A 13,740-nucleotide genomic window follows, 5' to 3' on the forward strand; every position below is an offset into this window, starting at 1 on the left:
AGCAATGATAATGAACATCAACCCTGTACTAAAACTCAATCCAAAAGATGATGTGGTTATCGCAAGACAGTGTGTTCCCGCTGGCACCTGGCTTGAAGAAGAACAAATTACAGTTATCAGCGACATTCCCGCAGGACATAAAATTGCCCTACGCTCACTAAACATCGGAGAGGCAGTGAAACGGTATGGGCAGATTATCGGTTTCGCTACCCAACCTATTCAAGCCGGCGAGCATATACATATGCACAACCTAGGCATGGGCGATTTTGAGCGTGATTACGCCTGGGGCGTGGATCGGCATTCCCCCACACCCGCCGAACATCAGGATATATTTCAGGGAATTCGTCGCGCTGACGGGCGTGCCGCCACGCGTAACTATATTGGCATTTTAAGTTCGGTTAACTGTAGCGCGACGGTCGTCAGAGCGATTGAGGATCATTTTCGTCTACACGGTCTGGCCGATTACCCAAATGTCGATGGCGTGGTGTCGCTTCCACAAAGTTTTGGTTGCGCGATTGGCTCTAAAAGTGAGTCCATGGCGGTCATGCGGCGCACGATGGCAGGTTACGCCACACACGCCAACTTTGCTGGCGTCATTATTATTGGGCTGGGTTGTGAGTCCAGCCAAATCAAAGACATGATGAATGCCCATGGGTTGGAAGATGGTCCAATGATGCACAGCTATACTATCCAGGACGTTGGCGGAACACGGCATGCCATTCAGAAAGGGATTGATCTGGTAAATCAAATGCTTCCCCTCGCGAACCGGGTCATCCGCGAACCCATTCCCGCCTCGGAAATTATTCTGGCGCTGGAATGCGGTGGCTCTGACAGCTATTCCGGTATTTCCGCCAATCCAGCGCTCGGCTATGCGGTGGATAAGCTGGTACAGCAGGGTGGCACGGCCATTCTGTCTGAAACATCAGAAATTTATGGCGCAGAACATTTATTGACCCGCCGCGCTGTCTCGCGCGAGGTTGGCGAAAAACTGATTGCGCGGATTCACTGGTGGGAAGACTACTGTCGTCGCAGCGGAAGCGAAATGAATAACAACCCTTCAGCAGGTAATAAGGTTGGCGGACTTACCACGATTCTGGAGAAATCCCTCGGCGGTATTGCCAAAGCCGGAACCACTAATCTGACAGAGGTTTATGAATACGCAGAACCAGTTACAGCAAAAGGGTTCGTCTTTATGGATACCCCCGGCTATGACCCTATTGCCGTTACCGGGCAAATCGCAGGCGGCGCGAATCTGCTTTGCTTCACCACTGGCCGGGGTTCGGCATTTGGATCCAAACCAACGCCCAGCCTGAAACTGGCTACCAACAACGCGCTCTGGCTGCGCCAACAGGAAGATATGGACATTAACTGCGGCACCATTGTCGAAGGTGAAGAGACGATCGCAGAAGTCGGTGAACGTATTTATCAAATGATCCTTGATATGGCATCCGGCAAAAAAACAAAAAGTGAAGAATTTGGCTATGGTAGTCAGGAATTTGTCCCCTGGACAATTGGCTCCATAATGTAACGCTCCACAATATAACAATACCTCGTACCGCCATGCTCACTATGAGCATGGCAAGGAGTTCCTATGTCTATTGTTAACGTAAATACTGAAGAAGAAAAATTAAAGGCTACAACAGTAAGATGGCGAATATTTATTATTATGCTTTTGTTGGGTGCGATTAATTATATTGATCGCACATCGCTTTCTATTGCCATGCCCTATATTACCGATGAATTTGGCATTACTGATACCCGGGTTGTCGGTGTTATCCATAGCGCTTTCTTCTGGGCTTATGCACTGATGCAAATTCCCAGCGGCGTGATTGCAGATAAGTTCAAAGCCAGAAATATTATCGCACTGGCTACCATCTTATGGGGAGCATTCCAGGCCGTTGCCGCCTTATGTCACTCCATTTTCACGCTTTCACTTTCCCGTCTTGGTCTGGGCGTCACAGAATCCCCTATCATGCCCGCAGGCGCAAAATTAATGGGGACATGGTTAACGCCAACTGAGCGTGGGCGCGGCTCAATGTTGCTCGATGGCGGCGCGCCATTAGGAACCGCGCTGGGTGCGGTCATCATCGCCGGGTTGATTGCCTTTTTCGACTCGTGGCGTATGGCGTTTGTTGTCGCGGGGGTTGGCACGATGCTCGTCGGTTTACTTGCATGGTGGTATATCCGTACTTATCCGTCAGAACACCCACGTATTAACCAGGCGGAACTGGACCATATCACCGCGGCAAACGGCCCAGCCACCAACAGTAAAAAATACCGTCTCGCTGATATCAAACCTTACCTCAAGCAGCGCAATGTGCTTGCGTTGATCGGCGGATGGGTATGCTACAGCTTTGTGTTCTATGGCCTGATGACCTGGCTGCCACTCTATTTCCAGGCCACTTATGGCTTTGATATTAAGTCGATGGGTGGCGCGATGGCGCTGATCTTCCTGCTGTGCTTTATTGGTCAGCTCACAGGCGGTTACATCATGGATAAATGGCGCAGTAAAGGCGCAAAAACCAGCCGCGTTATGCATACCATGTTGGCAATTTCCGCCACTACCGCAGGGGTAGGGATTTTTCTATGCGCCCAAAGTTCAACACCAGCCATTGCGATTACATTGCTGACAATCGCGCTCTTCCCGTTACGTTGGGCCAGTGTCTACTGGTCAATACCGGGTCTGCTGGGAGCACAATCGGTAGCAGGGACTATCTGTGGCACCATGAACTTTACCAGTAACCTGTTCGCTGCCATTTTGCCTATTTTTATCGGCTTCCTGGTGCAATCTACCGGTAATTACTATGCCGCGATGATGTTCTTTGCGCTGGCCGCAGTGGGTTACCTCATCTGCTCGCTGCTCATTAACTTCGATAAAAAAATGGATATTGCTGAAAAGTAATTACCCGTCTCCGGCCCGCTCGCGGGCCATTTTTTATGGCATCAGGAACGAAGTATGTTCAATTCAGAGAACTTTATTGCCGTCGACTGGGGCTCCAGCAACCTACGCCTGTGGGTTTACCAGAAGGGGAGCTGTGTCTGGCGTCACGCCAGTCATGATGGGGTGATCAATCACCATGCAGGGCAGTTCAAAGATATTTGGCTGACATTGCTCGAACAGTGCCCACACACTCTGGCAGATAATACGACGGTTATCATGAGCGGCATGATTGGCAGCAATATTGGCTGGGTAGACAGTCACTATTTACTCTGTCCTGTCTCCCTGCAAACCCTGTCGCAGCATCTCACTCAAGTTCATGACGCGGGCCATCTCCCTGTATTCATCATTCCTGGTTTGCAGTTAGCGGGATCTGAAACCTGTAACGTGATGCGCGGTGAAGAAACACAGCTTCTTGGCGCGTTATCAGAAAATAGCTGGTATGCCTTCCCTGGCACCCACAGTAAATGGGTACGCATGGAGAACGATACGGTCCGTGATTTTCAAACCATCATGACCGGCGAATTTTTCCACCTGCTGACCCGACACTCCATCGTGGGAAAACACGCAACGGTACAACAGCACAATGTCGATGCTTTTTTAGCGGGCGCAAAACGTGGTCAACATGAAAACTGCCTTTCTCGCGGCGTCTTTGATCTCAGAGCACGAACACTAAGTCATATCCTTCCTCAGGACGCGCTTTTTGATGCCTTATCCGGTCTGCTGATCGGCCATGAAATCGCACAAATGCTGCAACATTACGCAATCCCTGCACACGAAGAAATTGTACTGGTCGGCAGCGACGAGCTGCTCGTCCGCTACCAGACCGTATTCCAGCTTTTTGGCCAGCGCTGTCGCCTCCTCAACGGTGAAACAGCATTCATTAACGGCATCAGGAGTGTTTTACATGAACATCCGTAATCCTTTGGTCGCAATACTACGAGGTATAACGCCCGATGAAGTTCTGGCGCATATTGATGTACTCGCAACAGCAGGTTTTACCACCGTAGAAATTCCGCTGAATTCCCCCGACTGGCAAACCAGTATCGCCATAGCCGTTGCACACTATGGTCAGACGATACATATCGGCGCAGGAACCGTGACCGCCGTTAGCGAAGTTAACCTGTTATCCGCATTCAAGTGCTCGTTTATTTTGACGCCGAATACCGACCCGTCAGTTATTGACGCGGCACGAGATGCCGGAATGACGACCTGTATCGGCTGTCATACCGCCAGCGAAGCGTTTGTCGCGATCCATCACGGCGCCAGCGCATTAAAAATTTTCCCGGCAGGCGAACTGGGGCCAGGATACATCCGCGCATTAAAAGCCGTTCTACCGACGCATATTCCACTCTATGCCGTCGGTGGCATCCGTCCCGACAATCTGGCTGACTATCTGAATGCAGGATGCATTGGCGCAGGATTAGGCAGCGATCTGTACCGCGCCGGACAAACCGTAAACCAGACGGCAAAAAATGCCCAGGCCTTTATCGAGGCGTGGAACGCCTGTAAGCAGCAATAAAAAAGCCCGGCGCCAGGCCGGGCAAAACGTTACCAATACACACTTAAGCGACTTTCAGTTGCTGTATTTTTTTCTCGCGGCGAATTTTACGTTCTTCCAGCACCGCGACCATCGCCATCAGGCAGATGCAGCTAATGGCAGCGGCATCCAGCGCGGCGAAGGTGCCCGCCCAACCGGTCAGACCAAAGACTGGCGTACCGTCGGCAATCATCCCCAGCCCCAGCTTGGCGAAGCTGTCGCCGATCAGGTAAGCGAAGGTGCCTTTAATGCCGTCCGCCGCGCCGATCGCTTTTTTCGGAACGAAGCCGACTGCCGCCACGCCGATCAGCAACTGCGGGCCAAACACCAGGAAGCCGAGCGCGAACAGGGACGCCAGATAGACGTACTGGTTGCTGGCATGCTGGTAAACGCCGAGGGTGGCGATAATCAGCGCCAGCGCAACGCAGGCCACCAGCGCGCGACGACCGTTCGCCAGATCCGACAGCCAGCCCCACAGCAGCGTGCCGACCAGCGCGCCCACTTCAAACAGGGTAAAGCCCTGAATCGCCACTTCTTTAGAAAGTTTCAGTTCCTGGAATGCGTAAACGGTAGACCACTGGTCGATACCAATACGCACCACGTACAGGAAGATGTTGGAGAAGCACAGCAGCCAGATCACTTTGTTTTTCAGGACGTATTCCACAAAGATCTGCCACTTGGTCATCTCATTTTCTTCGGTCTCTTTGTCCTCTTCGCTGATCTCTTCGCCGAACAACTCTTCCGCCTTACCAAGACCATAAGATTCCGGGGAGTCGCTGCCAAAGCGCAGGCCGATGAAGCCCACAATCAGCGCGATGATCGACGGGAAGATAAACATGCCGATCACATGGCCGTCGAACAGGTAGTTCGCGCCGAACAGCGCCACGCCTGCCGCGCCAGCGCCGCCGAGGTTGTGGGAGATATTCCAGAAGCCGAGGAAGGTGCCGCGCTTACGACGGGGCGTCCATTTGGTGATGGTGGAGTAACTGCACGACCCGCCGGTACTCTGGAAGAAACCGCTCAGCGCGTAGAAGGCGATCATCAGGAACAGGCTAACGGAACCACTCCCCATGCTGGCGCTGAAGCCCAGCATACAGATAGCGGAAAGAATCAGCATAAACGGCAGGAACTGCTTGGTGTTTTTGCCGTCGGCATAGTAGGAAACCAGCGTTTTGCCTACGCCATAGGTGATCGAGAAGCCCAGACCAATCATCCCCAGTTGCGTCATGCTCAGCCCGTAGGTGGAGATCATGTCGTTCTGGGCGATGTTGAAGTTTTTGCGGATCAGGTACATGGTCAGGTAGCCGATAAAGACCACCAGATAGGACTGCATGAACGGTTTGAACCACATTTTGCGCCGTACATCGAGCGGCAGATCCAGGGTCGGCTTACGCACCTGGTTTAAGAAGTTCAGCATGGGACGGGTATCTCCTGATTTTTTAAGCCTGCTTTATTGCAGGCATTGTAAAAATCAGCCGCCCAACCAGCCTGAGACAGCGTCCAGGCGAAACCGGGAAAATTTCTTAGTTTTGCCCCACTCGGGGTAAAAAGGTGAAGTCCGTCACGTAATGCTGGCCTCGCGCGGCGCCTGCGCGTTCAAAAACGGCAGCAGCAGCAGGGCGGAAATGCCCGCCGCGATGGCAATCACCACAAAGAACCCGGTCCAGTGCCAGGTTTCCATCACCTGCGCCAGCGGCCAGCCGGAGAGTGATGCGCCAAGATAGGCAAACAGACCGACAAAACCGGTTGCCGCCCCCGCCGCCTCTTTGTGCGAACATTCCGCAGCCGCCATGCCGATCAGCATCTGTGGGCCAAAGACAAAAAAGCCGGTGGTGAAGAAGCACGCCGCCTGCATCACGTAACTGGCGAACGGCATCAGCCATAACGAACCGACAGAGAGCAGTATTCCGGCAGCGAAAATCAGGTTCATTGGCCCACGGTTGCCGTTGAACAGTTTATCTGAACCCCAGCCCGCCACCAGCGCGCCGATAAACCCGCCCAGCTCGAACATCGTGACCGCCATGTTGGCGGTGACCAGATCGACACCCAGCGTCTCCGACATATACAGGTTGCCCCAGTCGTTGATCGCCGCGCGTACCACGTACACCAACACATAGCACAGCGAGAGCAGCCAGATATAGGGATTCAACAGCACGTATTTGGTCAGGATCTCTTTGCGGGTCAGCCCCGCGCCCTCCTGCTGCTGAGCGATTTCCAGCTCATCATGCCGCCAGTCCCCGACCGCTGGCAAACCGATAACCTGTGGCCTGTCGCGCAGCCGCCAGCAGAGAAAAATACCGACGATAATCGCCAGCGTTCCGGCAATCATCATCCCGGCGCGCCAGCCGTAATGCAGAGCGGCAGCAGCCATGACGATCGGAATCAGCGCCCCACCGACGTTATGCGCGGTATTCCAGATGGCCCACCACCCGCCACGCTCATTACGCGAGTACCAGGACGTCAGCAGACGGGCGCACACCGGCGCTCCCCAGCCCTGGAAGAAGGCATTCAACGCCCACAGTAATGCAAAGGCCCACAGCGACGTGGAGAAACCGAACAGGATATTCACCACGCCGGTGGCGATCAGCCCAATGCCCATAAAATAACGGGCGTTGGAACGGTCGCTGACGATGCCGGAGACAAACTTCGACAGGCCATAGGTGATGTAAAACAGCGTCGCCAGCAGGCCGATATCACTGCGGGTCAGCACGCCGCTGACGAGGATCTCCGGTACGGCGGCATTAAAACTTTTACGGGTGAAATAGAACAGCGCATAGCCAAGCCAGATGGTAAGTAAGATCTGTCGCCGCCAGTAGCGGTAACGCGCATCGACTTCGTGTTTATCGGTTATCAACGGCGCATTTGCCGGAGCTTTCAGAAACGTCAGCATCGCCGCTCCTTAAACGTAACGCAGAGGCAACGACACGCTAACGCGCGTGCCGTGCGTACAGGAGATGGCCAGCACGCCGCCAAGCGCCGTCACGCGCTCGCGCATCCCGGTCAGACCAAAGCCTTGCTGGCCGGAATCCGGCGGCAGGCCGCTGCCATCATCTTCAATCACCAGCATCAGCCGCTCATCCTGCTGCCAGCCCTGTAGCGTAACTGCGCTGGCATTAGCGTGTTTCACAATGTTGTTCAGCCCTTCCTGACAGACGCGAAACAGCGTTACCCGCTGGCTTTCGCTGAGCGCAGACTCATCTATTCGCCAGTCGAGATGGCTGATAATGCCGCGACTTTCCAGCTCCATTTCCCGCATCAGCGAACGGATAGCCTGTTCCAGCGTCAGGTCATCCAACTGGCGTGGACGCAAGCGCCCCAGCAGGCGACGCACCGAGTCATACACGCCCAGCGACAGTTGCTCAATGTGCGCCCCGCTCTGTTTTACGCCGCCATTATCCACCGCCAGTCGCTGTACAATTCCCGCCTGAGTGCGAATGGCGGTGATGGTCTGACCGATGTCGTCGTGCAGTTCCCGCGCTACGTCGCGCCGCACGCTCTCTTCCGTTTCCAGCAGGCGTTCCGCCAGACGATGGTTGCGCGCCAGCTCATTTTGCAGCGACTGGTTGAGTTCGCGCAGGCGCTGAATCCCCGCGCCAAGCAGCAGCCCGGTCAGGCTTTGCGCCAGCAGAGAAAGCAGTAAATCAACGGGATGATCGTGCCAGGTCTGGCTGGCAATCAGCGCGATGGCGTTCATCAACGTCGCGATCAGCGCCCCTTGCCAGCCGTAATGCCAGGCGAGTGCAATAATCGGCAGCGCAAGGCAGAACGGCGTAAAGCGTGACAGCTCAGCCGGTAGACCCAGCTGTAGCCACAGGCTGACGCTGAACAGCAGCAGATACCAGACCAGATGCCGCCCGCGCCAGTTCACCGGCTGCGAGACCAGCGCCGGGCCGAGCGGTAACCAGGTGGTGCTGGTCAGGTAATGCCAGAACACCAGACAGATGGGCGCCAGCGTCAACCCGCCGGTAAGCGTCAGCAGCAGCGCGTTTAACGTCTCTTCCCCCTGGCCTAACCAGGGCAGAGACTGTAACAATGCCGCCGCCGTCAAGGCCGCGCCCTGTAACAGCAGGGTGCGCCAGTCGCGCTGATGGCGATAGCGGGAGATTAATGCCACAGGCAGCAGCGTCAACAGGCTTCCGATCATCAAAAGCGGTAGATGCGCCAGCGCCACTTCCTGCGCCAGCCACCAGACCAGCAGCCATTCCGCGCCCAGCAATACCGGCCAGTAGCTGCGCGGACACTGCAACATCAGCCCCAGGCGTAAACCGAACGGGAACAGCAGTACCGCCAGCTCCGGGCGCTCAACCAGGTGCAGGCTGATGCTCCACAGGCAAAACCACGCGGCGGAGAAGATAAAAAAGCAGGCAATAACGGTAATTAACCGGGAGAGGATGGTTTTCATCACCAACCATCAAACATGCGGCGCGCCAGCTCAACGTCGTTGCTGACGCCCAGTTTTTCCAGAAGATTGGCGCGATGTACGTGTACCGTTTTTGGCGACAGCCCCAGCTCGGCGGCGATCTCTTTCACCGCCATTCCCTGCGCCAGCTTTTCCGCCACCTGGCGTTCACGTCTGGTCAGCGGGTCCTGCCGTCCGGCCGCCAGTTTAACGGCGATATCCGGCGTCAGGTAACAGCCTCCCGTCGCCACCGTGTGTACCGCGGCAATCAGCTCGTCAGGGCTACAGCGCTTGGAAAGGAAGCCGCGCGCACCGGCGTTCAGCGCCTGTTCCACCAGCGCCGGACTGTCATGTACCGACAGCATTATCGTCGCCATCCCTTTAGGAAGCTGACTTAATAACTCCAGCCCGGAGATATCCGGCATGGAGATATCGCAGATGCAGACCTGCACGCCGCGCCCCGGTAATCCCGCCAGCGCCTCCTGCCCCGAGCCAAACTCGGCCACAACCTGTAAATCAGGTTCCAGCCCCAGCAGCTGCGCAAAGCCGGAGCGGACGATAAGGTGATCGTCAATAAGGGCGATGGTGATCATGGTTCTGTCCTGGTACTTGAAAGTGCCTGATGGCGCTGCGCTTATCAGGCCTACGGGCGGGAGCCGTTGTAGGCCGGCCATCCAACAAAGCGCTTACCTTAACGATAAGCGCATGGCTGTTCAAGCCGTGAGCAGTATTCAATGCGTCTGGCGGGCGTACGACTCCGTTATGGTTCCATACTGTCCAGGTCGCAGATACGCACTTTGTCGCAATCAGAAAAAAGCGCAAAGGAATCCCGAATATCGGGCCGGATCAGGGTGGTTTTTAGCAGTGTGATGTAGACATTCTCTAATTTCATCACATTAAGCTGGCAAGTGCTTGCAAACCCAAAGACATTCACTCGCTGGTAAGCCGAAGATAACTGGCAAATATAATCTTCAGAAATGGCGTTCAGCGTAATTTCCGTCATGCCAAACACCTGCTGGCTGTACTCTCTTGGGTGCCTGAGGTACTGGAGTGAAGGATAGTGCGCTGCGAGCGTCTCTATCTTATGAATCAACGCAATAAGGTTGGAATCATTTTTCACATCAAGGATATCTTTAAATTTCGAGCCCACAAAGACATTGATCTCCCCGGCATAGACAGGCGCACTGCGCTCAGTATGCAAGCGCTGTTTCTCCTCTGAGAGAACATCAATATAAACAATATCGCAGTCTACATTTCTACTTTTGCTTTTATGCTTTACGATAGAGAAATGCAGCTCACTTCTTTTCGCGATATCCCTGATATTATAATGCTGACCAAGCCACATTCGCGTTAACTTACGACCGGGGCCTTTTCGTAGTTTTATTTGTTTATCAAGATAGCCTGCGGAGTTGATACTCAGAATGCCATCATCAAACGTTCTAATCTTAACGTCATCAGACAACATTTTTAGAATGTATTGCACTGAAAGATGGCTGATATTCGCCATATAGACATAATGGATTGTTTTATGAGAAAGAAAGCGATTGATTTTCAGCATGTTAATAAAGCCATAATCCATACTGGCGACTAAGCCAGAAGAGAATTCATTATTAACCGTTTCATATATATAGGACTTTAACTCTACCTTTGTTTTAAGGTAGATGATATGAAAACGCGCGTGTTTATACCTCGCTTTAATCTTAGAAACAATTCTGAGCTGAAGCGGGGAGCAAACAATAAAAAGATGCTCAACGATTTCCATTAGTTATTCGCTCTGAATCACAGCAACCCGGCGCATAATATCATTGCAATATGACATCGTAAAGAAGCGCCCCGGACGCTCAGGCGAGTATTGGTCACTTTGTCCGAAAAGATACTTTCTATACTGCAAACAAGACAGATCATAAACCGGATAATAAAGACACGTCACGTCCGAAAATATTACTTATAGTTATATAACACTCTCAAATAATTAACCTGAACAAGGGTTTCCCCTTGTTCATGTAGCCATTACTACTCAAAGAAAACCGAGATTTTATTAAACATTGACGGATCGGACTGATTGCGCGCCACTTTCACCACATCTTCCAGTTTATCGATCTGACTAATCATCTGCTCCAGACGCTGATCGTCGTTGACCAGTAGCCAGATGCGGCTCTGGTCGCTGCTCTGGATGGGTAGACAAAGAATCCCTTCCACGTTGAAAGCGCGACGGGCGAACAGCCCACAAACGTGCGTCATGACGCCAGGGTGGTTACGGACGGTGAGTTCCAGGATAACGTTCTCATGTGATTGTTTCTGCATGGTTTATTCCCCCACCATCTCAGTATTGGCCGCACCCGGCGGCACCATCGGATAAACTTTTTCTTCTGCATCAATACGTACATGGATCAGCGCCGGTCCTGGGCGGCTGATGATTTCCCGCAGCGCCGCTTGCGGATCGGCTTCATTATTTAAATCACAGGTTTCCAGACCAAAACCTGCGGCAATCTGCATAAAGTTGATCATCCCTGGATAGGTGGCAGCAAACACGCCCTGCTTGTAGAACAGGCTTTGTTGCTGATGCACCAGCCCCAACGCTTCGTTATTCATCAGGATAATTTTTACATCCAGTTGGTTTTCGCTGGCGGTCGCCATCTCCTGAATATTCATCATCAGGCTGCCGTCGCCGGAGAAGCACAACACTTTCTTGTCCGGGTTCGCCAGCGCCGCGCCAATCGCCGCAGGCAAGCCAAAACCCATCGTCCCCAGCCCGCCGGAAGTCAGCCACTGACGCGGACGGTTGAGCGGATAAGCCTGTGCGGCCCACATCTGGTGCTGGCCTACATCGGTCGTGATAATCGCGCTGTCATCCACGCAGGCGGCAACGGCATTAATCAGCCCGTAATGGCTGAGCGGATCGCTGGCTTCAGGGATCGCGCACGGGAACTCGCGCTGCAAATCCGCCACCAGTTGATGCCACTCTTCGCGTGGCTGAGCCTCAATGTGCGGAATCAACTGCGCCAGAACGTCATCAACATCAGCCTGAATGGCAACGTGCGGTTGTTTAATTTTACCCAGTTCCGCGCGATCGATATCCACATGGATGATTTTGGCATTCGGGCAGAATTGTTCGGTTTTGCCAATCGCCCGGTCATCAAAACGTGCCCCCAGAACCACCAGCAGATCCGCCTCTTGCAGAATATAGTTTGTGCTGCGCGCGCCATGCATCCCCAGCATCCCCAGAGAAAGCGGATGCGCCTTCGGTAGTATGCCCAGCGCCATCAGAGTCATAGTGGTGGGCAGTCTGGCTTTTTCCGCCAGTTCACGCACGCGCGCAGGCGCGTTAATCACGCCGCCGCCAAGATACAGCACCGGGCGCTTCGCGGCGTTGATCATCGCCGCCGCATCACGAATGCTCTCAGCGCTGAATTCCGGCGCCGCCATTTTTTCAGCCGGAGCAGGCAACACTTCAATGTCAAACACCGCCGTCTGTATATCCTTAGGAATGTCTATCCACACCGGCCCAGGGCGCCCGGACTGGGCAAGACGAAACGCATCGCACATTACCTGTGGCAACTCATTGATATCTCTGACCAGATAGTTATGTTTTGTGATGGGGATAGAGATGCCGTAGGTGTCGACTTCCTGAAACGCATCGGTGCCGATCATCGAGGCCGGAACCTGACCGGTGATGCATACCAACGGAATGGAGTCGAGACGCGCGTCGGCAATGGCGGTGACCAGGTTAGTCGCGCCCGGCCCGCTACAGGCCATACATACCGCGGGTTTACCGTCGGTTCGCGCCATCCCCTGAGCGATAAACCCCGCCCCCTGTTCATGGCGCGCCAAGATGTGGCGGATTTGCGTACTTTGGCTTAAGGCGTCGTAAACGGGGAGAATCGAACCGCCCGGAATGCCAGTGACGATGTTAATGCCCTGACGTTCCAGAAAATGAACGATAAACTCTGCGCCCGTAAAGCGCGTACGCGGGGATGTTGATGTTGTGCCCGAACTTGCCATGCTCCAGTCCTTTTATTCTGGGCCGACTTGCCGGGAAGGTGTCTTAAACGAAAAACCCCGCCCGGTTTGCGCCGGCGGGGTTTTGGAATCGTGTGTTGTTCCAGTCCCTACGGCGCATTGCCGACGACCACCACCACACGCACGACGACCACTGCGGCAGGTTGCGCAGTTTTTAGTAGGGTCGCAGTCAGCATGGAAGGGTTCATTAGGGACCTTGTCTGTTTATGGATTAACAGGTTTTATACAAGCACAGCTTTTCAGGCATGACAACGGAAAATTTTTCATCTGCACAAAAATGCGTCGACGATCACGCTTTGCCAGATGCCGACGCAGGCCTGCAAAACAAAAAACCCCGCCGGAGCGAGGTTTTTATCAGCGTTATGCGGTTGGTTGCCGCAAAGCACACTGTGTTATATCAACATCAGAAGTATACGCGTTCCGCGAAGAACACGCAATTTCGGCACGAATTTTGACGCATTTGAGTATGGATCAGAAGTCGCGATCCGTCCACAAAATACTGTTCATTCATACAGTATTTATCTATAATATCACTGTACGCAATGTGTTATAGGGGGCCGCATCGTAACCGGCGCAACAAAGTCCTGGCTGAAACGGGTGGTGCCGTCAGCGCCTTAACCCCCGTGTGAGCACACTGTGTTATGTCAACAAAAGGTGCTGACAACAGGCGGCGGAGAGGTACGTCAGCACCGTGCTCCTTTTACCAGAAGGAGAGCGTATGAGCCTCGTGGATATCGCTATTCTTATCCTGAAACTCATTGTTGCTGCACTGCAACTGCTTGATGCCGTTCTGAAATACCTCCGGTAATTCAGATTCAAGCCGCACCGAAGGGGAGCGGGCAA

General features: G+C 53.7%; 13 protein-coding genes. 5 read left to right on the forward strand and 8 right to left on the reverse strand.

Features of this window, described 5'->3' with window-relative positions; genetic code table 11:
* The first annotated feature begins 10 nt into the window (after positions 1–10).
* From OGX93_RS21850 to OGX93_RS21865, 4 genes are all read left to right on the forward strand, one after another.
* Complete coding sequence (locus OGX93_RS21850) at positions 11–1,528, forward strand: UxaA family hydrolase (protein ID WP_024130069.1); 1,518 nt, start codon at positions 11–13, stop codon at positions 1,526–1,528.
* 63 nt (positions 1,529–1,591) lie between these two features.
* Complete coding sequence (locus OGX93_RS21855; RefSeq protein WP_012000761.1) at positions 1,592–2,902, forward strand: MFS transporter; 1,311 nt, start codon at positions 1,592–1,594, stop codon at positions 2,900–2,902.
* 54 nt (positions 2,903–2,956) lie between these two features.
* Positions 2,957–3,859 carry a 2-dehydro-3-deoxygalactonokinase gene (locus OGX93_RS21860; protein WP_049008034.1) on the forward strand — a complete coding sequence of 301 codons (903 nt, stop codon included), beginning with the start codon at positions 2,957–2,959 and terminating at the stop codon, positions 3,857–3,859.
* On the forward strand, positions 3,846–4,460 hold the full coding sequence (locus tag OGX93_RS21865; protein WP_012000764.1) for a 2-dehydro-3-deoxy-6-phosphogalactonate aldolase: 615 nt from the start codon (positions 3,846–3,848) through the stop codon (positions 4,458–4,460). Before OGX93_RS21860 ends, OGX93_RS21865 begins: the two co-directional genes overlap by 14 nt.
* A gap of 43 nt (positions 4,461–4,503) precedes the next feature.
* Here the strand turns inward: OGX93_RS21865 and uhpT are convergent, their stop codons facing one another.
* From uhpT to ivbL, 8 genes are all read right to left on the reverse strand, one after another.
* Positions 4,504–5,895 (reverse strand): hexose-6-phosphate:phosphate antiporter UhpT, encoded by a 1,392-nt coding sequence (uhpT, locus tag OGX93_RS21870; protein WP_012000765.1) that lies wholly within the window; start codon positions 5,893–5,895, stop codon positions 4,504–4,506.
* Positions 5,896–6,039: 144 nt separating this feature from the next.
* Positions 6,040–7,368, reverse strand: a complete 1,329-nt coding sequence (locus tag OGX93_RS21875; protein ID WP_286448759.1) for an MFS transporter — start codon at positions 7,366–7,368, stop codon at positions 6,040–6,042.
* A 9-nt stretch (positions 7,369–7,377) separates the two neighbouring features.
* A complete protein-coding gene (uhpB, locus tag OGX93_RS21880) occupies positions 7,378–8,880 on the reverse strand; it encodes a signal transduction histidine-protein kinase/phosphatase UhpB (RefSeq protein ID WP_286448760.1) in 1,503 nt (500 codons plus the stop codon).
* Positions 8,880–9,470 carry a response regulator transcription factor UhpA gene (uhpA, locus tag OGX93_RS21885; RefSeq protein WP_024130070.1) on the reverse strand — a complete coding sequence of 197 codons (591 nt, stop codon included), beginning with the start codon at positions 9,468–9,470 and terminating at the stop codon, positions 8,880–8,882. Before uhpA ends, uhpB begins: the two co-directional genes overlap by 1 nt.
* A gap of 167 nt (positions 9,471–9,637) precedes the next feature.
* On the reverse strand, positions 9,638–10,639 hold the full coding sequence (locus OGX93_RS21890; protein WP_047460168.1) for a glycosyltransferase family 52 protein: 1,002 nt from the start codon (positions 10,637–10,639) through the stop codon (positions 9,638–9,640).
* A gap of 251 nt (positions 10,640–10,890) precedes the next feature.
* A complete protein-coding gene (gene ilvN / locus OGX93_RS21895; protein ID WP_012000771.1) occupies positions 10,891–11,181 on the reverse strand; it encodes an acetolactate synthase small subunit in 291 nt (96 codons plus the stop codon).
* 3 nt (positions 11,182–11,184) lie between these two features.
* The gene (ilvB, locus tag OGX93_RS21900) at positions 11,185–12,879 is read right to left on the reverse strand and encodes an acetolactate synthase large subunit (protein ID WP_275165885.1); all 1,695 of its coding nucleotides are present in this window, start codon (positions 12,877–12,879) and stop codon (positions 11,185–11,187) included.
* 107 nt (positions 12,880–12,986) lie between these two features.
* Positions 12,987–13,085, reverse strand: a complete 99-nt coding sequence (gene ivbL, locus OGX93_RS21905; RefSeq protein WP_047460165.1) for an ilvB operon leader peptide IvbL — start codon at positions 13,083–13,085, stop codon at positions 12,987–12,989.
* 530 nt (positions 13,086–13,615) lie between these two features.
* Here ivbL and tisB point away from each other — a divergent pair.
* The gene (gene tisB, locus OGX93_RS21910) at positions 13,616–13,705 is read left to right on the forward strand and encodes a type I toxin-antitoxin system toxin TisB (RefSeq protein WP_047460159.1); all 90 of its coding nucleotides are present in this window, start codon (positions 13,616–13,618) and stop codon (positions 13,703–13,705) included.
* The last annotated feature ends 35 nt before the right edge of the window (positions 13,706–13,740 follow it).

This window comes from Citrobacter sp. CK195 (assembly GCF_030333365.1).
Classification (GTDB): Bacteria; Pseudomonadota; Gammaproteobacteria; order Enterobacterales; family Enterobacteriaceae; genus Citrobacter_B; species Citrobacter_B koseri.